Here is an 18,905-nt window from a genome sequence, read left to right as displayed (position 1 = left end):
AATTATCTGCCCGCTATTTGACACTGGACGCAATCAGTTCTCAAGCAGCTCGTTTTCCTGCTGCAGGCGCCACATCTCCGCGTAACGGCCGCCCGCCGCCAGCAGCTGACGGTGGTGGCCGCGCTCGATGATGCGGCCGCTCTCCAGCACGATGATGATGTCGGCATCGGCAATGGTGGACAGCCGGTGTGCGATGATCAGCGTGGTACGGTTGGCCGCAATGCTCATCAGCTCGGCCTGGATCGCCTTCTCGGTACGCGAATCCAGCGCGCTGGTGGCCTCGTCGAAGATCAGCACCGGCGGGTTTTTCAGGATGGTGCGTGCAATCGCCACCCGCTGCTTCTCGCCGCCGGACAGTTTCAGCCCGCGCTCGCCGACGGTGGTGTCGTAGCCGTCCGGCAGGCTGGTGACGAAGTCGTGGATGTGCGCCGATTTCGCCGCCTCGATCACCTCCTCGCGGCTGGCGCCGGGGCGACCGTAGGCGATGTTGTAGTAGATGCTGTCGTTGAACAGCACCGTGTCCTGCGGCACGATGCCGATGTGCGCGCGCAGGCTGTCCTGCGTCAGTTCGCGGATGTCGGTGCCGTTGAAGCGGATCGCGCCGCTGCCGACATCGTAGAAGCGGAACAGCAGCCGCGACAGTGTCGACTTGCCGGCGCCGCTGGCGCCGACCACCGCCACGGTGTGGCCGGCGGGAATATCGAAGCTGACATCATGCAGAATCTGGCGCTTGGCGTCGTAGCCGAAGCCGATATTGTCGAAACGGATCGCCACCTGCTTTGCGGCCAACGTTTGCGCGGCGGGATGGTCGTCGACCTCGGCACCGACGTTCAGCAGCGTGAACATGCGCTCCATGTCGGCCAGTGAGTGCTTGATCTCGCGGTAAACGAAGCCGAGGAAGTGCAGTGGCGCCCACAGCTGGGTGATGAAGGTGGCCACCAGCACCACGTCGCCGACCGTCATCTCGCGGCTGACCACGCCGCGCGCCGCCAGCCACATGATCAGCGTCACGCCGGTGGCGATGATCACGCCCTGGCCGGCGTTGAGCATGGACAGCGACACCTGGTTCTTGATCGCGGAGCGCTCCCACGACGCCAGATTGCCGTCGTAGCGTTCGGTCTCGTAGCGTTCGTTGCCGAAGTACTTCACCGTCTCGTAGTTGATCAGCGCGTCCACCGCCTTGCTGTTGGCCTTGGAGTCGAGGTCGTTCATGGTGCGGCGGAACACGGTGCGCCATTCGGTGATGGTCAGCGTGAAGGCGATGTAGATGGCGATAGTGGACAGCGTCACCACCGCGAACCACACGTTGTAACGGTACAGCAGGATGCCCAGCACCAGCACGATCTCCACCAGCGTCGGCAGGATGTTGAACACGGTGAAGTTGAGCAGGAAGCCGATGCCCTTGGTGCCGCGCTCGATATCGCGGCTCATGCCGCCGGTCTGGCGATCCAGGTGGAAGCGCAGCGACAGCCGGAACAGGTGCGCGAACACCGCGCGCGCCACCTGTCGCACCGCGCCCTGGATCACCCGCGCAAAGATCGCGTCACGCAGTTCTCCCAGCACGCTGGACAGCAGGCGTGCAAAACCGTAGCCGGCCAAGGCCAGCACCGGTACCGCCAGCAGCGTGGCCGGAACCGATAGCTGATCGACGATATCCTTCAGGAACAGCGGCGTGATCACGCCGGCGATCTTGGCCGTCACCAGACAGGACAACGCCAGCAACACCCGCCACTTGAAGCGCCACAGGTAGGGCAGCAGGGTTTTCAGTGTTTTCAGGTCATCCCGGTCGGTCGGGGGCGGGGTATTGCTATGGGCGGCTGGTCGCATTCGGCTGGTCTTGATCGGGTACAGGGGGGCGGGTGCAGGAATAAAGGTGTCTCAGTGCAGGGTGCGCGGCGCGATCAGGTGGAATTCCGCAATCGGCGCCTCGAAGCGCGTGCCGTCATCGGCCTGCATCTGGTAGCTGCCGCGCATGCTGCCATACGGGGTACGCAGCGTGGCACCGCTGGTATAGCTGTAGCTCTCGCCCGGCTGCAGGTGCGGATGTTCACCGACCACGCCCATGCCGCGCACTTCCTGCACGTCGTTGTCGGCATCGGTGATAAACCAGTGCCGCGACAGCAGCTTGGCCGGCTGGCGTCCGGTGTTGCGCAGCGTGATGCGGTAGGCAAACACGTACTGGCCGGCACCGGCATTGGAGTATTGCGGCTGATACAAGGCTTCGGCCTCGACCACGATCTGGTAATCGTCGTTCATGGATGGCAATTCCGGCATGATGCAGGGCAACACGCCCGGCGATAGGGGGCGATTGTAGCGCCGATCCGGCGCACACGTCGCCGTCCGGCGGGGCAATGTCGTACAATGGCGGGCATTTCCAGCCCCGCCCCGAATAAAGCCATGAGCCAATTCCGCATTGCCCCGTCCCTGCTGTCCGCCGACTTCGCCCGCCTGGGTGAGGAAGTCCGCAACGTGATCGCCGCCGGTGCCGACATCATCCACTTCGACGTGATGGACAACCACTATGTGCCGAACCTGACCATCGGCCCGCTGGTGTGCGAGGCGATCCGTCCGCACACCACCGCCCCGATCGACGTGCACCTGATGGTGACCCCGGTCGATGCGCTGGCCGCCAGCTTCGCCAAGGCCGGCGCCGACATCATCACCTTCCATCCGGAAGCGTCGCACCACATCGACCGCACCCTGGGCCTGATCAAGGACGCCGGCTGCAAGGCCGGCCTGGTGCTGAACCCGGCCACCTCGCTGTCCCACCTCGACCACGTGATGGACAAGCTGGACATGATCCTGCTGATGTCGGTCAACCCCGGCTTCGGCGGCCAGAAGTTCATCCCGCAGACACTGGACAAGGTGCGCGCAGTGCGCCTGCGCATCGACGAGTACACCGCCAAACACGGCGGCGAAATCTGGCTGGAGGTGGACGGCGGCGTCAAGGTCGACAACATCGCCGAGATCGCCGCCGCCGGCGCCGACACCTTTGTCGCCGGCAGCGCCATCTACGGCCAGCCGGACTACAAGGCGGTGATCGACGCGATGCGCGCCGAGCTGGCCAAGGTTGGCCGCAAGTGAACGGCTACGTCGTCACCGGCGCCTCGCGCGGGCTGGGCGCGGCGCTCACCGCGCAGCTATTGCGTGACGGGGGTCGCGTGGTCGCCGTCGCGCGCGACTGCAGCGCGCTGCCGGCACACCCACAGCTGATCACGCTGGACGCCAACCTGACCGACAGCAGCCTGCTGCCGCTGGTCATGGAGCGCGCGCTGGCGGCGCTGGGCGACTGCACCAGCCTGACGCTGATCAACAATGCCGGCACGGTGCAACCGATCGCGCAGGTCGGCGCCTATCCACCCGGCGCGGCGGAACAGGCGATCGCGCTGAACCTGACCGCGCCGCTGCTGCTGTGCGACGCCTTTGTCGCGCACAGCGCCGGCCACGACGGCGTGCGCCGCGTGCTGAACATTTCCTCCGGTGCCGCGGCCAACCCCTACCCCGGCTGGAGCGTATACTGCGCCAGCAAGGCCGGCATCGATCACTTCACCCGCACCCTGGCCGCCGAGCAGCAAGGCGCCGCCAGGCCGCTGCTGGCGGTGTCGCTGTATCCCGGCGTGATCGATACCGGCATGCAGGGCGAGATCCGCGCCGCCGATCCGGCGCAGTTCCCGCACAAGCCGCGTTTCGACACGCTGAAGGCCGACGGGCAGCTGACTTTGCCCACCGCCGCCGCGGCGGCGATTGTCGCCTACCTGCACAGCGCGGCATTCGGCAGCGTGCCGGTGCTGGACATTCGCCAGCTGTAGGCGGGCCTCCCGTCCAAAAGGTTGGCCGCAATGCAAAACAGCCCGTCACCATGGTGACGGGCTGTTTTGCTATTGCCGTATTACTGGGCGCGGGCGACCGGTTTCGGCTTGCGCTTCGCGACCGGCTTGGCCTTTGGGGCGGCTTTTGCCGGTTTCTTGCTCGCCGGCGCCGCAACAGCGGCTTCCTCGGCCGCTTCCGCCGCCAACGCGGCCTCGTCCAGCGGTGCCTCGTCGTCACCCTCGACCGCTTCTTCCTCGTCATCGCTCGGGCGCTTGCCACCCAGCCACGACGGCGGCTGCAGCTCGGTGAAGCTGACCACATTGTTCACCGTCGGCTGCATGCTGAACACCGGCTGCTCGTGGTTGCTCAGGCGCACCGTGGACGCCATCGTCACTGCCAGTTCCTTCGCCTTGGGCAGCGAGAACTCGCGCAGCTCGCTGATGCCCAGCAGCTTGCCGCTGCGGCTGACCAGCAGGTCGGTCTGTGAGCTGGTCTGCAGCTCCTCCTGCGACGCGTCCAGCAGCGGGCCGACGGCGGTGGCGAACTCCTCCACCTCCTTCTGGTGTTCGCCGGCATGACGGCGCGCCAGCTGCAGCAGCTCCTGCACCGCCTGCTTGCTCATCTTCGCCTCGGCCAGCGGGTCCAGCGTCAGGCGGATGCGATAGCTGGCGCCGGCCTTGCGCGCCGCCTCGTCCAGCGGCTGGAAGGTGTAGGCCTTGCTGTCGACGGCGGCGTAGATGTTCTTCGCCACCTGCGGCAATTCCGCCAATACCGCGTCGATCGGCAGCTTCCTGGCCTTGTCCTGCGGCGCCTGGAACATCACGTACTTGCCCTTGTGCTCGCCGCGCAGCGCCGGGATCGCCAGATCCAGCACCGAGGCGTCCACCCACAGCGTCAGCGTGTTCAGCTCGGCCAGCATCGGCAGGCGCAGCCAGGTCTCGGCGTTCGGCCGGCTGAAGCGGAAGGTCGGCGTCATCTCGACACGACTCTTGCTCATGTCCACCGCGCCGCGCAGCTCCAGGCTGAACGATCTGGCCATTTCGCCGATCACATCGCCCGCCACCACGTTTTCCAGCTTTGCCGGCAGGCGGATGGCCTTGACGCGCACCTCGCCGTCGAAGTTGTAACGTGCCTGCCGCGCGTTCTGTTCGATGGTGTGGATCGCCGCGGCATCGGCGGTCTTGTTGGCCAGCGGCGAGGCGCAGCCGCCCAGCAGCAGGCCGGATAGCGCCACGGCAACAGCCAGTGCACGAGGTTTCATGATGTCCTTTCGATGGAAACCGCCAGCCACGCCGGCCGACAAAACCATTCATGCTACGGGTTTGTCATTTTCGCTGCAAGCAAGGCATGGCGGCGGCGGACGGGGCTTCCGGTATAATCGGCCACCATCTTCAACCCGTGGCGCCCGCCGTCACCACACCGTCCGCCCACGCCGAATCATGAATCTGACACATATCAAGGCCGTCGCCTTCGACCTCGACGGCACCCTGGTCGACTCCATCGCCGACCTCGCCGCCAGCGCCAACGCCATGCGCGCCGAACTCGGCCTCGCCCCGTTGGCCGCCGAACGCATCCAGTCCCACGTCGGCGACGGCGTCGCAAGCCTGGTGCACCGCGCGCTGACCGACAACCGCGACGGCCAGGCCGACGCGGCGCTGTGGGAAAAAGGCTTTACCTTCTTCATCCAGCACTACCACCGCCACCTGACCGTGCACACCCGCATGTACCCCGGCGTCGCCGAAGGCCTCAAGCTGCTGCACGGCTTCGGCCTGCCGCTGGTGGTGGTCACCAACAAGTCGGAACGGCTGGCGGTGCCGCTGCTGGCGCAGCTGGGCATCGACAGCGCCTTCAGCCTGATCCTCGGCGGCGACAGCCTGCCCGAGAAAAAACCGTCGCCGCTGCCGCTGCAGCATGTTGCCGAGGTGCTGGGCATCACGCCGCAGCAGATCGTGATGGTCGGCGACTCGGAAAACGACGTGCTGTGCGCCCGCGCCGCCGGCGCGCTGCCGGCGGCGGTCAGCTACGGTTACCGCGATGCGGCCAACCTGCACGCCGATCTGGTGATCGACAGCCTGGTCGAGCTGTACGCGCTGCTGAAAAAATCAGCCGAACAGCCGCAAAACCTGCGCGTATAAACGCCGCCACGCCTGCTACCTCTGTACGGCGCAGGCGTTTTTGCGCAAGAATAGCCGTTCCGTATCCGCATCGACCCTTGATAAAGCCTGCATCATGAGATTCCAGCCCGATCGTGCCAGTTGGCGATGGCGACGCTAAACGCCGCCCCGCCCCGCTCCTTTTGACCTGACACTCTGGAACCATCATGACACCGCAACAATTTGCCGAACTGGCCAGCGCCGGCTACAACCGCATCCCCGTCACCCTCGAACTGTTCGCCGACCTCGACACCCCGCTGTCGGTGTACCTGAAGCTGGCCAACCAGCCCTACTCCTACCTGCTGGAATCGGTGGTCGGCGGCGAGCGCTCCGGCCGCTACTCCTTCATCGGCCTGCCGGCCACCACCCGGCTGCGGGTGCAGGGCCTGAGCGTGCAGGTGGAATACGGCGACAAGGTGATCGAGCGCCACGAAGGCGACCCGCTCGCCTTCATCGAGGCCTTCAGCCAGCGCTTTAACACCCCGCCGATCGCCGGACTGCCGCGCTTCACCGGCGGCCTGGTCGGCTACTTCGGCTACGACACCGTGCGCTACGTCGAGAAAAGGTTGGCCGCAACGCACAAGCCGGACCCGGTCGGCACCCCCGACATCCTGCTGATGCTGTCGGAAGAGCTGGCGGTGGTCGACAACCTGTCCGGCAAGCTGTACCTGGTGGTGTACGCCGATCCGGCGGTGCCCAACGCGCTGCAGAAGGCCAACGCCCGCCTCGGCCAGCTGCGCAGCAAGCTGCGTGAGGCGGTGGCCATCCCGCTGTCGCTGCCGTCGGTCGCCACCGAGGCGGTGTCGGAATACGGCGAGGCCGCATTCAAGCAGGCGGTCAGCGACGCCAAGAATTACATCTTGGACGGCGACATCATGCAGGTGGTGCTGGCGCAGCGGCTGAGCATGCCGTTCGCCGAATCACCGCTGGCGCTGTACCGCGCGCTGCGCAGCCTGAATCCGTCGCCGTACATGTTCTTCTACCACTTCGACGATTTCCACGTCGTCGGCGCCTCGCCGGAAATCCTGGTGCGCCGCGAGAACGACACCGTCACCGTGCGCCCGATCGCCGGCACCCGCCCGCGCGGCAAGACGCGCGAAGAGGATCTGGCGCTGGCGGAAGACCTGCTGGCCGATCCGAAGGAAATCGCCGAGCACGTGATGCTGATGGATCTCGGCCGCAACGACGTTGGCCGCGTCGCCGACACCGGCAGCGTGGCGATCACCGAGAACATGATCATCGAGCGCTACTCGCACGTGATGCACATCGTGTCCAGCGTCGAAGGCAAGGTACAGCCGCAGGTGTCCAACATCGACATCCTGAAGGCCACCTTCCCGGCCGGCACCCTGTCCGGCGCGCCGAAGGTGCGCGCGATGGAGATCATCGACGAGTTCGAGCCGACCAAGCGCGGCGTGTACGGCGGCGCCGTCGGTTATCTGGGCTTTACCGGCGACATGGACCTGGCGATCGCGATCCGCACCGCGGTGATCAAGAACGAGGTGCTGTACGTGCAGTCCGGCGCCGGCGTGGTCGCCGACTCGGTACCGGAATCGGAATGGCTGGAAACGCAGAACAAGGCGCGCGCGGTGATCCGTGCCGCCGAACTGGTGCAGCACGGCCTCGACGCCTGATTCTTACCCGCTGAAAAACATTGCGGCCAACCTTGATCCAAGGTTGGCCGCAATGTTTTTCAGCGGATGAGGCTCAGGCACATGCCGGAGTGCGCAGCCGCGCCGACTGGCGGATATCGGCCAGCAGCGCCGCCAGATGGGCGAGGCCGTCCGGCCACAGTTCATGGCCGGAGGCGACATTGACATGGCCGGCATCGCGCAGCCAGTGCAGCGGGCTTTGCCACAGCGCCGCCATCCGCGCCGAGCGCAGCGGCAGGCTGAACGGGTCGCTGTCGCTGGCCACCACCCGCGCCGGAAACGGCAGCGCCAGCTCCGGCAACGGCGCAAACGGCTGCAGCGCAACCGGAGCGCCGGCGCGCTCGACATCGGCCGGCGCCACCAGCAGCGCACCGGCAAGCTTGTTGCCGTAGCGCGCCGCGTAGTGCGCCACCGTGGCGCAACCGAGGCTGTGCGCGATCACGATCACCGGCTGTGCGGCAGACGCCACCGCTGCATCCAGCGCCGCCAGCCAGTCGTCCAGTTGCGGCGTCCCCCAGTCGTGGTTAGCCACCCGCGTTGCGGCCAACGTTTGCTGCCAGTGACTCTGCCAGTGTTCGGGACCGGAATTGTTCCAGCCCGGCTGGATGATGTAGTCGAAGCCGGAAAAATCGTGCGCCATGCTGCTGTCCCCCCAAGGCATTGAAAGATTCTGCCGTCAGCATAACTGCGCCTTTATATTTCCAAAAATAATTAATTTTTGTTTTGTTATTCTTCTTGAGCATATAAAAACCGCCAGCACCAGGCAGCGATCTGCTAAAATCGCCGCCTGCCTTGGTGCTTCGCCGGTACACGCCGGCAAGTTAAACGGGAAGCAGGTGATGCCTGCGCTGCCCCCGCAACGGTGCGTTTCCATATCAGGTCTGGCGGCCCCGCCGCCACGACCGCCCTGCCCATCGCCACTGTGCATCGTCACGGGAAGGCGGGCAGACGGCGAAACCAGCCCGGATACCGGCCACGGCGAACGCACGCACTGCCCGGCGGTGCGTCCCGACACATGCTGCGGAGGGCGGCATCCGGCCAGATTCCCGATCCGTGCGCCTGCCCCTTCCGCGATTCCGATATCGCGCCCATGTCCCACAGCCTGACGCTGGACCGCCCGCTACGCGGCGCCCTGCGCTTACCCACCCTGCCCCTGTTGACGCTGCTGACACTGCTCAGTGGCGGCAGCCTGCTGCTGGCCTGCAGCAGCGGCTCCATCGCGCTGGGCGCCGGCGAGCTGTGGCTGGCCGCCAGCGGCCACGGCAGCCAGCTTGCCGATACCCTGCTCAGCCTGCGGCTGGAGCGGGCGCTGACCGCCTGGGTCACCGGCGGCTCGCTGGCGCTGGCCGGCGTGCTGATGCAGTCGCTGCTGCGCAACCCGCTGGCCGATCCTTACGTGATGGGCGTGTCCGGCGGCGCCTCGGTCGGCGCCTTGCTGGCGCTGTGGCTGGGGCTGGCGCTGTGGCAGGTGGACAGCGCCGCGGTCGCCGGCGCGCTGACGCTGTCGGCACTGCTGTTCCTGCTGGCACGCCGCGATTTCGCGCGCAGCAGCGGCACGGTGCTGCTGCTGCTCACCGGCGTGCTGCTATCCGCCGCCTGCGGTGCGCTGATCTCGCTGCTGCTCACCATCGCGCCGGACGCGCAATTGCGCGGCATGGTGTTCTGGCTGGTCGGCGACATCGCCGGCACGCCGCTGCGGCCGTGGCCGTGGCTGGCCCTGCTGCCGGCCGCGCTCTTGGCGTGGTGGCAGGCGCCGGCGATCAACCTGCTGGCGCTGCACGGCGACCACGCGCTGACGCTGGGCGTGCCGGTGGCCATGCTGCGCCGCCTGCTGCTGATACTGGCAGCCATTCTCACCGCCAGCGCCGTCAGCCAGGGCGGCAGCATCGGCTTCGTCGGCCTGATGGTGCCGCACGCCTGCCGCCTGCTGTGCGGCCCGGACCTGCGCCGGCTGATCCCCGCCGCCGTGCTCAGCGGCGCCGCGCTGCTGGTGCTGGCCGACACCCTGGCGCGCACCGTCGTCGCGCCGATGCAGCTGCCGGTCGGCGTGCTGACCGCGCTACTGGGCGTGCCGGTGCTGTTCTGGCAGCTGCAACGCACCCGCCGGAGGCTAGCCTGATGCTGCACTGTGACCAGCTCACCCTTCGCCAGGGCCGCCGCACGCTGCTTCAGCCGCTCACCTGGCAGGTCCGCGCCGGCGAATGCTGGTGGATCGCCGGCCGCAACGGCTGCGGCAAGAGCACGCTGCTGGCCACGCTGGCGGCACTGCGGCGCGCCGACGGCGGCCACATCCGCCTGTGCGGCCAACCTTTGCCGCAGCTGACGCCGCGCCAGCGCGCGCAACGCCTCGCGCTACTGCCACAGGCCAGTCACGACGCCTTCGATTACGCGGTGCAGGATGCCGTCGCCGCCGCGCGCTTTGCCTGGCCGGACAGCGGCGACACCCCGCAGCGCGTCGCCGCCGCGCTGGACGCCTTCGACCTTGGCCGTCTTGCCAGCCGCCCGCTGCAGGCACTGTCCGGCGGCGAGCGCCAGCGCGTGGCGCTGGCCAGCGTGATGGCGCAGGACGCGCCGCTGATCCTGCTCGACGAGCCGTCTAATTCGCTCGACCTCGCCCACCAGGCCGCGCTGCAGCAGCAGATCGGCCGCTGGCGTGCCGAGGGCAAGGCGGTGTTGCTGGTCAGCCACGACCTGCAGCTGGCCCCGGCCTGCGCCAGCCACGCGCTGCTGCTCGACGAGCACGGCGCGCACCGCCAGTACCCGCTGGCCGAACTTAACGCCGAACACCTCGCCGCCGTGCTCGGCTACCCGCTAACCCGACTCCACCACGCAGGCCACCCCTGCTTCTTACCCGGACACCCCTCATGAGCCACACCGACGACCAGGGCCGCACCGAGCGCCACAACGAGCGCATGGCGCGCAAGAAAGAAATCATGGATGCCAGGATCGCTGCCGCCAGCGAACACCGCGGCGTGTTCATCGTCAACTGCGGCAACGGCAAGGGCAAAAGCTCTAGCGGCTTCGGCATGGTGATGCGCGGCCTCGGCCACGAGATGCAGGTCGGCGTGGTGCAGTTCATCAAGGGCGCGATGTCCACCGGCGAAGAACGCTTCCTGCGCCGCTTCCCCGACGAGGTGCAGTTCCACGCCATGGGCGAGGGCTACACCTGGAACACGCAGGACCGCGAGCGCGACGTCGCCCGCGCCGGCGAGGCGTGGGAAATAGCGCGCCAGATGCTGCAGGACCCGGCCATCGGCCTGGTGCTGCTGGACGAGCTGAACATTGCACTGAAGTACAAATACATCGACGTGGAGCAGGTACTGGCCGACATCGCCGCGCGCCCGCCGCAGCAGCACGTGATCGTCACCGGCCGCGGTGCGCCGCAGGCCGTCATCGACGCCGCCGACACCGTCACCGAGATGACGCTGGTGAAACACGCCTTTGCCGCCGGCATCGCCGCGCAGCCGGGCGTGGAGTGGTAAACCCGATTTTTTAGCCACAGAACCCACAGAAAACACGGAAATAAAGACGGACCACCACAAACAAGTCCGTCCCAAAGAGCCGCGTGGATTGCCTCGGTTCTGTCTGTGTTTTTCCGTGGGTTCTGTGGCAAAAAGGTTTTCGCGGCACAAAAACCAACCCCATCCAGAAAGCAACCATGAGCTGCAAAGCCCTCCTCCTCTCCGCCACCGCCTCCGACCAGGGCAAGACCACCGTCACCGCCGCCCTCGCCCGCAAGCTCGCGCGTGCCGGCCAGCGGGTGCGGGTGTTCAAGACCGGTCCCGATTTCATCGACCCGATGCTGCTGGCTGCCGCCAGCGGTGGCGATGTGGACGTGCTGGACCTGTGGATGTGCACCGAGGCGCAGTGCCACGCGCTGCTGGCCGAGGCGGCGCGGGAGTGTGACTACCTCCTGATCGAAGGCGTGATGGGGCTGTACGACGGCCAGCCGTCCAGCGCCGATCTGGCCCGCCACTTCGGCGTGCCGGTGCTGGCGGTGCTGGACTGCTCGGCCATGGTCGGCACCGCGCTGGCCATCGCCCGCGGCCTGCGCGATCACGGCCGGCTGCCGTGGGCGGGGATGCTGGCCAACCGCGTCGCCAGCCCCGGCCACGCCGACATGATCCGCGCCTGTGGCACGGCGGAGTTGCCGGTGGTCGGCCACCTGCCGCGGCAGGCCGAGTCACTGCCGGAGCGCCACCTCGGCCTGCACCTGCCGTCCGAGCTGCCCGATCTTGCCGCGCGGCTGGACGCGCTGGCCGACGCGCTGCAGCTGAACGACGCGGTACTGGCGTCGCTACCGGCCTTTGCGCCGGTACCGCAGGCGCAGCCGGCCTTGCCGCCGCTACTGGCCGGCCGCACCATCGCCATCGCCCGCGACGCGGCGTTTGCCTTCCTCTACGCGGCCAACCTGCGCACGCTGACCGGCATGGGCGCGACGCTCGCCTTCTTCTCGCCGCTGGCCGACGAGGCCATTCCGGCCGACGCCGACGCCGTCTGGCTACCCGGCGGCTATCCGGAGCTGCACGCGGCGACGCTGGCAAGCAACTTGCGCTGGCAACACAGCGTGCAGGCCTTCGCGGCCAGCGGCAAACCGCTGTGGGCGGAGTGTGGCGGCATGATGGCGCTGACGGACAGCCTCACCGACACCGACGGCCAAAGCCACGCGATGGCCGGCGTGCTGCCCGGCAGCGTGCGCATGGGCAGCAAGCTGGCGGCACTGGGCAGCCAAGGCTGGCCGCACGCCGCCGGCGAACTGCGCGGCCACACCTTCCACTACTCCAGCTTCGACACGCCGCTGGCGCCGCTGGCCCACTGCCAGCGCAAGGACGGCCGTGCCGGCGGCGAGGCGGTGTACCGCCACGGCAGCGTGCAGGCGTCGTACTTCCACGCCTACTTCGCCAGCAACCCGGCCGCCGCCGCCGCGCTGTTTCTGTCGCCATCCGGAACAGCACCATGCTGAGCGTTGCCGCGCTGATGGCGGCGGCGCTGCTGCTCGATCGCCTGCTGGGCGAGCCGCGCCGCCTTCATCCGCTGGTCGGCTTCGGCCATGCGGCCAACCTGCTGGAAAAAACACTCAACGTTGGCCGCGGCCGCATCGCGCGCGGCCTGTTCGGCTGGCTGCTGCTGGTGCTGCCGCTGCCGCTGGCCCTGACCTGGCTGCTGGCGCAACTGCCGCTGCTGGCGGCGGCCGCCGTCAGCGTGGCCGTGCTGTACTTCACCCTCGGCCGGCAGAGCCTGCTCGAACACACCCGCCCCATCGGCGCGGCACTGCTGGCCGGCGATCTGCCGCAGGCGCGCGCGCTGGCCAGCCGCATCGTCAGCCGCGACCTGCAACAGGCCGACGAGGCCGCCGTCACCCGCGCCGCCGCCGAATCGCTGCTGGAAAACGGCCATGACGCGGTGTTCGGCGCGCTGTTCTGGTTTGCCGTCGGCGGCGCCCCGGCCGCGCTGGCGTTCCGCCTCGCCAACACCCTGGACGCGATGTGGGGCTACCGCAACCCGCGTTTCGGACGCTTCGGCAAGGTCGCCGCCCGCGCCGACGACGTGCTCGGCTTCGTGCCGGCACGGCTGACCGCGCTGGCCTACGCGCTGGCCGGCCACACCCGCCTCGCGCTGCGCTGCTGGCGCACGCAGGCGCCGCAATGGGACAGCCCCAACGCCGGCCCGGTGATGGCCGCCGGCGCCGGCGCGCTGGCGATCCGGCTGGGCGGCGCGGCCAGCTACCACGGCCAGCTAGAGATGCGGCCAAGCCTGGGCGATGGCGCCACGCCCGCCGCCGTCGACATCGCCCGCGCCGCGCGCCTGCTGGACCGGGCGCTGCTGCTGTGGCTGCTGCTGGCGATCCCGCTATGAACACGCTCAAACCCGTGCACGGCGGCAATCTGCACGCCGCCATCGCCACTTACGGCGGCGAGCCGGCCGGCTGGATCGACCTGTCCGCCGCGCTCAACCCGCTTCCCTACCCGGTGCCGGCCGTGCCGCCCGCGCTGTGGCACACGCTGCCGCAGCCGGATGCCGGTTTCATCGCCGCCGCCTGCGCCTACTACGGTGCGGCCAACCTTCTGCCCGTCGCCGGCAGCCAGGCGGCGATCCAGGCGCTGCCGCGGCTGCGACCGCCCGGCAGCGTCGCCGTTGCCCACCCCAGCTACGGCGAACACGGCTGGCGCTGGGCGCGGCACGGCCACGCCATCAGCCGCCATGCCCACGCCAACCTCGGCGCGCAGGCCGGCCGCGTCGACGTGCTGATCCTGTGCAATCCGGACAACCCGTCCGGCCATGCCTACCCGGCTGCCAGCGTGCTGCAGTGGGCGCAGCAACAGGCGGCGCGCGGCGGCTGGCTGCTGGTGGACGAGGCGTTTGCCGATGTCTGCCCCGAGCTGTCGGTCACCGCTCACGCCGGCCAGCTGCCCGGCCTGATCGTGCTGCGCTCGCCGGGCAAGTTCTTCGGCCTCGCCGGCCTGCGCCTGGGCTTTGTCGCCGCCGAGGCCGCCATCCTGCAGCGGCTGGACGAGGAGCTGGGGCCGTGGACCATCCCCGGCGCGGTGCAGCACATTGCCACCGCCGCACTGCGCGATGGTGCCTGGCAGCAGCAGGCGCGGGCCGATCTCGCCGCGCGCCGCGCCAGGTTGGCCGCACTGCTGGCGGCCAACGCGCTGCCGCACGCCGGCTGCGACCTGTTCTCCGGCGGCGAGTACGCGCACGCCACCGCGCTGCAGCGGCACCTGGCGACACAACACATCTGGTGCCGGCTGTTTAGCGAGCCGGCGCCGCGCTTCCGCCTCGGCCTGCCGGCCGACGAACCCCACTGGCAACGGCTGGCCGCCGCGCTGGCCAGCTTTCGTGACAAGGATTTCACGACATGAAACGACTCCTCCCGCTACTGGCCTGCCTGCCGGCCCTGGCTGCACCGGTCAGCGTCATCGACGACCAGGGCAGCCGCGTCAGCCTGCCGGCACCGGCACAGCGCGTGATCAGCCTGGCGCCGCACGTCACCGAGCTGGCCTTTGCCGCCGGCGGCGGCGCGCGCCTGATCGCCGTCGACGACAACAGCGACTACCCCGAGGCCGCCCGCGCGCTGCCCAAGGCCGGCAGCTTCCGCGCCATCGACCTGGAGCGCATCATCGCCGCCAAGCCCGACCTGCTGCTGGTGTGGCTGCACGGCCCGTCGGCGCGGCAGCTGGAGCCGCTGCGCCAGCTCGGCATCCCGCTGTTCTACAGCCAGCCGAAGCGCTTTGCCGACATCCCGTCCAACCTGCGCCGCATCGGCCAGCTGCTGGGCAGCAGCGCGCAGGCAGAACAGGCCGCGCGCCGCTTCGAGCAGGAGCTGGCCGCGCTGCGCCGGCAGCAGCAGGGCAAGAGCAGGCTCAGTGTGTTCTACCAGGTGTGGGACAAGCCGCTGTACACCCTCAACGGCCAGCACATCGTCAGCGACGCCATCGCACTGTGCGGCGGCCGCAACGTCTTCGCCCGGCTGCCGGTCACCGCGCCGGTGGTCACCGACGAGGCGGTGATCGCCGCCAACCCGCAGGTGATCCTGTCCGCCGCCATGCGCCACAACGACGACCTGCTCAAGCGCTGGCAGCGCATGCCCGGCATCGCCGCGGTGCAAAACCGCCAGTTGCACCAGGTCAACGGCGACCTGCTCAACCGCCCGACACCGCGCATGATAGCCGGCACGCGCCAGCTGTGCGCCAAGCTCGACCTCGCCCGCCGCCACCCTTAACCGCCCCGAGTCAACGACAAAAACGGTTTAGCCACGGAAAACACGGACAAAACCAGATAACCTCGACACCGACTGTTGTGCTTTAACTGTATTGGCAGGCGGCCTTCGCCTTTGTTTTTCTTCCGTGTTTTCCGTGGATTCCGTGGCTAAATCGTTTTTAGTTTTTGTTCGTGTTTTTTCGTGGATTCCGTGGCAAAAACCCCATGCATTCCGCAGCCCGATATTGAAAGATTCCCCATGACCGTCAAACCCTGGCCCTACCCCACGCTGATGGTGCAGGGCTGCACCTCGGACGCCGGCAAGAGCACCGTGGTCGCCGCGCTGTGCAGGCTGCTGGCCGACCGTGGCCTGCGCGTCGCCCCGTTCAAGCCGCAGAACATGGCGCTCAACAGCGCCGTCACCGTCGACGGCGGCGAAATCGGCCGCGCCCAGGCGCTGCAGGCCGTCGCCGCGCGCGTACCAGCGCACAGCGACATGAACCCGGTGCTGCTCAAGCCCAGCTCCGACACCGGCGCGCAGGTCATCATCCACGGCCAGGTGCGCGCCGACATGAACGCGCGCGACTACCACCACTACAAGAGCACCGCGATGCAGGCGGTGCTCGAATCCTACGACCGCCTGAGCCAGCAGTACGACGCGGTGATGGTGGAAGGCGCCGGCAGCCCGGCCGAGATCAATCTGCGCGAGCGCGACATCGCCAACATGGGCTTTGCCGAGGCGGTGGACTGCCCGGTGATCCTCGTCGCCGACATCGACCGCGGCGGCGTGTTCGCCCACCTCACCGGCACGCTGGACTGCCTGAGCCAAAGCGAGCGCGACCGCGTGATCGGCTTCGTCATCAACCGCTTCCGCGGCGACATCAGCCTGCTGCAAAGCGGCCTCGACTGGCTGGAAGCCAAGACCGGCAAGCCGGTGCTGGCGGTGCTGCCCTATTTGCACGGCCTGATGCTGGACGCCGAGGATGCGGTGCAGACGCAGCAGCAAAAAGGCGACTTCAACATCGTGGTGCCGGTGCTGCCGCGCATCAGCAACCACACCGACTTCGACGCGCTGCGCGCCCACCCCAGCGTCAACCTGCACTTCGTCGGCCCCGACGCGCCAAAGCCGCCGGCCGATCTGGTAATCCTGCCGGGCAGCAAGAACACCCGCGCCGACATGGCCTTTCTGCAGGCGCAAGGTTGGCCGCAATACCTGCAGCGCCACCTGCGCTACGGCGGCAAGCTGCTCGGCATCTGCGGCGGCTACCAGATGCTGGGCCAGCAGATCCACGACCCGCTGGGGATGGAAGGCAAAGCCGGTAGCAGTACGGGCTTAGGCTATCTCGCCATCGACACCATACTGGCCGCCGCCAAGACCCTCATCCGCCGCGAAGGCCGCTTCGTCCACGCCGACGCGGCGGTCAGCGGCTACGAAATCCACATGGGCGCAAGCAGTGGCGCCGACTGCGAGCGGCCGGTGTTCCTGCTCGACGACGGCAGCACCGACGGCGCCGTCAGCCCCGACGGCCAGATCATGGGCAGCTACCTGCACGGCCTGTTCGACCACCCCGATGCATGTCAGACACTATTGCGGTGGGCTGGCATGGACAATGCCTACGGCGTAGACTTGGCTGCGCTGCGCGAGGCGAGCATTGCGAGGTTGGCGGAGGCGAGTGAGGGCTTGTACGGGAGACTGGCGGGGATGCCGGGCCGGCCTGCCGCCGGGCGGGTTGGCGCTGGATGAAATGGCGCCCGACGCTCACCGTGGATTCAAACATGTACCGGACTTGACGATATGGTCTCTTGCCCGGTGAACACTGGGCCTCACAGGTGCCGCCCGACCTGCGGTCCTCTTGTTGCCACCCCGTGTTGGCGGCACATTTTCTGCGAAGGAGATTCCTGTATGAAATGCTTGGCGTTACGACATGTAGGTTTCGAGGACCTGGGTATCTTCGACACCGTCCTGAAACAACATGGCTATGCCATCGAATACCGCCAGGCAGGCATCGACCGGCTATCCGCTGGCGACTGGCTGGACAGCGATCTGGTGGTGGTGCTCGGCGGCCCGATCGGCGCCTACGAACAAGAGCATTATCCTTGGCTGGGCGGGGAGATCGAAGGCGTGGCGCAACGCCTGGCCAAGGGACTGCCGACGCTGGGCATCTGCCTTGGCGCACAGATCATGGCCACGGCGCTCGGAGCCAGGGTCTATCCGGGCAAGGCCAAGGAAATCGGCTGGGGTGCCGTGACGCTCACCCCTGCCGGCGCCCGGTCCAGCCTGTCGGCCTTGCAGGGAGCCCCCGTGCTGCACTGGCATGGCGACACCTTCGATCTGCCAGCCGGCGCCCACTTGCTGGCCTCCACTGAATTGACCCCGCACCAGGCTTTCGCCTACGGCAATCACGCCCTGGCACTCCAGTTCCACCCCGAGGTCGACGGCCGCCGGATCGAGACATGGCTGATCGGACATAGCTGCGAACTGCAACACGCCGGCCTGTCGGTAACCGGATTGCGTGCCGCCAGCAGCCGGGTCGCCGATGAGGCAGCCCAGGCCGGCACCCGTATGCTGGCCTCCTGGCTGGAACAGCTGGGAGCGGCCGGATGAAGGCGAGAATCGATGCGATCCTGACCGGTCTTGCCGTGCCACTGGCGGATACGCCCCACCAGAGCGGCATCCACAAAACACCCGTCACCACGCCGCTGTGGCTGTCGGTGGAAGGCCTGGCCGGAGACGAGCAGGCAGACCGGAGGGTGCATGGCGGACCGGAAAAGGCTGTCCATCATTATCCGCGGGAGCATTACCACCACTGGCGTGAGCATCTGGGCGCATTGCCCTTGCTGGCGGCACCCGGCGCCTTCGGCGAGAACCTGTCAACAACCGGCCTGACCGAAGAGCATGTCTGCGTGGGCGACATATTCGAACTGGGCGAGGCGGTGGTACAGGTATCGCAGGGGCGCCAGCCGTGCTGGAAACTGAATGCCCGTCTGGGCCACAAGGGAGCGGCCCGGCTGATGCAGGACATGGGCCGCACCGGCTGGTATTACCGCGTGCTGGAACCCGGCTTCGTGACTGCAGGTGATGCGCTCACCCTCATCGACCGGCCCGAGCCGGACTGGACCTTGAGCCGGCTGCTGGGCTTGCTGTTCCGGCGCGATCCGGGCCTTGCCGCCGAGTGGGCGGCCGCGGCAGAGCTGGCACCGCTCGCCGAGAGCTGGAAGCGCACGTTCCGGCGCCGGCTCGACACCGGGGCAGTGGAAGACTGGTCAAAGCGGCTGGAAGGCTGACGTCTGCTGTATCTGGTGCTTCCGCGCGGTGGACGGGGAAAGGGGCTGCCGCCATCCCTTTTCAATCCCCGCTCTCTCCGACGGCGCGAGACGGGGCGCGTCGCTCCGGTTCTGGCTGGCAATACGGCCGATCCCGTTACCACAGATCAGGTTGGCGCAGCGTAACCCGACATGCCTGCGGCCAACCTTGGTGTCTTTTGCTGTCGTATTTTTCGTAACCAATATCGCTTTGCCTTTGTCCGTGCCTGCCGTGTGCTTCCGTGGCAAAAAATCAGGACGCCTGTTCGCGACAACGTTGGCCGCA

The 18,905-nt window shown here is 67.9% G+C and carries 18 protein-coding genes and 1 riboswitch; of the genes, 14 read left to right on the top strand and 4 right to left on the bottom strand.

All coding sequences use genetic code 11. The annotated features are described in order from the left end of the window. Positions 1-33: 33 nt before the first annotated feature. Together IE083_RS04115 and apaG are read right to left on the bottom strand one after the other, a co-directional pair. Positions 34-1,827, bottom strand: coding sequence for an ABCB family ABC transporter ATP-binding protein/permease (locus tag IE083_RS04115; RefSeq protein ID WP_189352359.1), 1,794 nt, complete (start codon positions 1,825-1,827; stop codon positions 34-36). Positions 1,828-1,878: 51 nt separating this feature from the next. After that, entirely contained in the window at positions 1,879-2,256 is a 378-nt protein-coding gene (gene apaG, locus IE083_RS04110) for a Co2+/Mg2+ efflux facilitator ApaG/CorD (protein ID WP_189352358.1), read from the bottom strand. A gap of 141 nt (positions 2,257-2,397) precedes the next feature. Between apaG and rpe the strand changes: the two genes are divergently transcribed. Both rpe and IE083_RS04100 read left to right on the top strand, forming a co-directional pair. After that, positions 2,398-3,084, top strand: coding sequence for a ribulose-phosphate 3-epimerase (gene rpe, locus IE083_RS04105; RefSeq protein ID WP_189352357.1), 687 nt, complete (start codon positions 2,398-2,400; stop codon positions 3,082-3,084). Then, the gene (locus tag IE083_RS04100) at positions 3,081-3,809 is read left to right on the top strand and encodes an SDR family NAD(P)-dependent oxidoreductase (protein ID WP_189352356.1); all 729 of its coding nucleotides are present in this window, start codon (positions 3,081-3,083) and stop codon (positions 3,807-3,809) included. Before rpe ends, IE083_RS04100 begins: the two co-directional genes overlap by 4 nt. An 80-nt stretch (positions 3,810-3,889) precedes the next feature. On the opposite strand, the gene IE083_RS04095 is transcribed toward IE083_RS04100, so the two are convergent. Then, on the bottom strand, positions 3,890-5,071 hold the full coding sequence (locus IE083_RS04095; protein WP_189352355.1) for a hypothetical protein: 1,182 nt from the start codon (positions 5,069-5,071) through the stop codon (positions 3,890-3,892). Between the two features lie 178 nt (positions 5,072-5,249). Between IE083_RS04095 and IE083_RS04090 the strand changes: the two genes are divergently transcribed. Then, positions 5,250-5,945, top strand: a complete 696-nt coding sequence (locus tag IE083_RS04090; protein WP_189352354.1) for a phosphoglycolate phosphatase — start codon at positions 5,250-5,252, stop codon at positions 5,943-5,945. Positions 5,946-6,127: 182 nt separating this feature from the next. Then, complete coding sequence (gene trpE / locus IE083_RS04085) at positions 6,128-7,594, top strand: anthranilate synthase component I (protein WP_229799597.1); 1,467 nt, start codon at positions 6,128-6,130, stop codon at positions 7,592-7,594. 73 nt (positions 7,595-7,667) lie between these two features. Here the strand turns inward: trpE and IE083_RS04080 are convergent, their stop codons facing one another. Continuing rightward, positions 7,668-8,252, bottom strand: a complete 585-nt coding sequence (locus IE083_RS04080) for an RBBP9/YdeN family alpha/beta hydrolase (protein ID WP_189352352.1) — start codon at positions 8,250-8,252, stop codon at positions 7,668-7,670. A gap of 136 nt (positions 8,253-8,388) precedes the next feature. Beyond that, positions 8,389-8,604: riboswitch (cobalamin riboswitch) on the top strand. A gap of 98 nt (positions 8,605-8,702) precedes the next feature. Between IE083_RS04080 and IE083_RS04075 the strand changes: the two genes are divergently transcribed. The 10 genes from IE083_RS04075 to IE083_RS04030 all read left to right on the top strand — a co-directional run bounded on the left by IE083_RS04075 (position 8,703) and on the right by IE083_RS04030 (position 18,601). Continuing rightward, positions 8,703-9,731 carry a FecCD family ABC transporter permease gene (locus tag IE083_RS04075; RefSeq protein ID WP_189352351.1) on the top strand — a complete coding sequence of 343 codons (1,029 nt, stop codon included), beginning with the start codon at positions 8,703-8,705 and terminating at the stop codon, positions 9,729-9,731. Beyond that, entirely contained in the window at positions 9,731-10,480 is a 750-nt protein-coding gene (locus IE083_RS04070; RefSeq protein WP_189352350.1) for an ABC transporter ATP-binding protein, read from the top strand. The genes IE083_RS04075 and IE083_RS04070 overlap by 1 nt, the downstream gene beginning before the upstream one ends. Next, positions 10,477-11,094, top strand: coding sequence for a cob(I)yrinic acid a,c-diamide adenosyltransferase (gene cobO, locus IE083_RS04065; protein ID WP_189352349.1), 618 nt, complete (start codon positions 10,477-10,479; stop codon positions 11,092-11,094). Before IE083_RS04070 ends, cobO begins: the two co-directional genes overlap by 4 nt. Positions 11,095-11,270: 176 nt before the next feature. Continuing rightward, positions 11,271-12,575, top strand: coding sequence for a cobyrinic acid a,c-diamide synthase CobB (locus IE083_RS04060; protein WP_189352348.1), 1,305 nt, complete (start codon positions 11,271-11,273; stop codon positions 12,573-12,575). Next, positions 12,569-13,468, top strand: a complete 900-nt coding sequence (gene cbiB, locus IE083_RS04055) for an adenosylcobinamide-phosphate synthase CbiB (protein ID WP_189352347.1) — start codon at positions 12,569-12,571, stop codon at positions 13,466-13,468. The genes IE083_RS04060 and cbiB overlap by 7 nt, the downstream gene beginning before the upstream one ends. Further along, positions 13,465-14,478 (top strand): threonine-phosphate decarboxylase CobD, encoded by a 1,014-nt coding sequence (cobD, locus tag IE083_RS04050; RefSeq protein WP_189352346.1) that lies wholly within the window; start codon positions 13,465-13,467, stop codon positions 14,476-14,478. The genes cbiB and cobD overlap by 4 nt, the downstream gene beginning before the upstream one ends. Next, positions 14,475-15,338: a cobalamin-binding protein gene (locus IE083_RS04045; protein ID WP_189352345.1), complete on the top strand. Its 864-nt coding sequence runs from the start codon at positions 14,475-14,477 to the stop codon at positions 15,336-15,338. Before cobD ends, IE083_RS04045 begins: the two co-directional genes overlap by 4 nt. Positions 15,339-15,575: 237 nt before the next feature. Continuing rightward, the gene (locus IE083_RS04040; protein ID WP_189352344.1) at positions 15,576-17,060 is read left to right on the top strand and encodes a cobyric acid synthase; all 1,485 of its coding nucleotides are present in this window, start codon (positions 15,576-15,578) and stop codon (positions 17,058-17,060) included. Positions 17,061-17,219: 159 nt separating this feature from the next. After that, positions 17,220-17,921: a glutamine amidotransferase gene (locus tag IE083_RS04035; RefSeq protein WP_189352343.1), complete on the top strand. Its 702-nt coding sequence runs from the start codon at positions 17,220-17,222 to the stop codon at positions 17,919-17,921. Next, positions 17,918-18,601, top strand: coding sequence for an MOSC domain-containing protein (locus IE083_RS04030; protein ID WP_189352342.1), 684 nt, complete (start codon positions 17,918-17,920; stop codon positions 18,599-18,601). Before IE083_RS04035 ends, IE083_RS04030 begins: the two co-directional genes overlap by 4 nt. Positions 18,602-18,905: the final 304 nt, after the last annotated feature.

Source organism: Vogesella fluminis (genome assembly GCF_014652335.1).
In the GTDB taxonomy this organism is placed as follows: Bacteria; Pseudomonadota; Gammaproteobacteria; order Burkholderiales; family Chromobacteriaceae; genus Vogesella; species Vogesella fluminis.
The sequence above is the reverse complement of the archived record's forward strand: the minus strand, read 5'-3'. Positions and strand labels throughout refer to the sequence as shown.

What these genes read in the sequence shown, in the direction of transcription:
- IE083_RS04090 (WP_189352354.1), top strand. Translation starts at nt 5,250, where the DNA reads ATGAATCTGACACATATCAAGGCCGTCGCCTTCGACCTCGACGGCACC.
- rpe (WP_189352357.1), top strand. Translation starts at nt 2,398, where the DNA reads ATGAGCCAATTCCGCATTGCCCCGTCCCTGCTGTCCGCCGACTTCGCC.
- IE083_RS04035 (WP_189352343.1), top strand. Translation starts at nt 17,220, where the DNA reads ATGAAATGCTTGGCGTTACGACATGTAGGTTTCGAGGACCTGGGTATC.
- IE083_RS04075 (WP_189352351.1), top strand. Translation starts at nt 8,703, where the DNA reads ATGTCCCACAGCCTGACGCTGGACCGCCCGCTACGCGGCGCCCTGCGC.
- IE083_RS04080 (WP_189352352.1), bottom strand. Translation starts at nt 8,252, where the DNA reads ATGGCGCACGATTTTTCCGGCTTCGACTACATCATCCAGCCGGGCTGG.
- IE083_RS04115 (WP_189352359.1), bottom strand. Translation starts at nt 1,827, where the DNA reads ATGCGACCAGCCGCCCATAGCAATACCCCGCCCCCGACCGACCGGGAT.
- IE083_RS04040 (WP_189352344.1), top strand. Translation starts at nt 15,576, where the DNA reads ATGACCGTCAAACCCTGGCCCTACCCCACGCTGATGGTGCAGGGCTGC.
- apaG (WP_189352358.1), bottom strand. Translation starts at nt 2,256, where the DNA reads ATGAACGACGATTACCAGATCGTGGTCGAGGCCGAAGCCTTGTATCAG.
- IE083_RS04095 (WP_189352355.1), bottom strand. Translation starts at nt 5,071, where the DNA reads ATGAAACCTCGTGCACTGGCTGTTGCCGTGGCGCTATCCGGCCTGCTG.
- IE083_RS04045 (WP_189352345.1), top strand. Translation starts at nt 14,475, where the DNA reads ATGAAACGACTCCTCCCGCTACTGGCCTGCCTGCCGGCCCTGGCTGCA.
- cbiB (WP_189352347.1), top strand. Translation starts at nt 12,569, where the DNA reads ATGCTGAGCGTTGCCGCGCTGATGGCGGCGGCGCTGCTGCTCGATCGC.
- cobO (WP_189352349.1), top strand. Translation starts at nt 10,477, where the DNA reads ATGAGCCACACCGACGACCAGGGCCGCACCGAGCGCCACAACGAGCGC.
- IE083_RS04070 (WP_189352350.1), top strand. Translation starts at nt 9,731, where the DNA reads ATGCTGCACTGTGACCAGCTCACCCTTCGCCAGGGCCGCCGCACGCTG.
- IE083_RS04030 (WP_189352342.1), top strand. Translation starts at nt 17,918, where the DNA reads ATGAAGGCGAGAATCGATGCGATCCTGACCGGTCTTGCCGTGCCACTG.
- cobD (WP_189352346.1), top strand. Translation starts at nt 13,465, where the DNA reads ATGAACACGCTCAAACCCGTGCACGGCGGCAATCTGCACGCCGCCATC.
- IE083_RS04060 (WP_189352348.1), top strand. Translation starts at nt 11,271, where the DNA reads ATGAGCTGCAAAGCCCTCCTCCTCTCCGCCACCGCCTCCGACCAGGGC.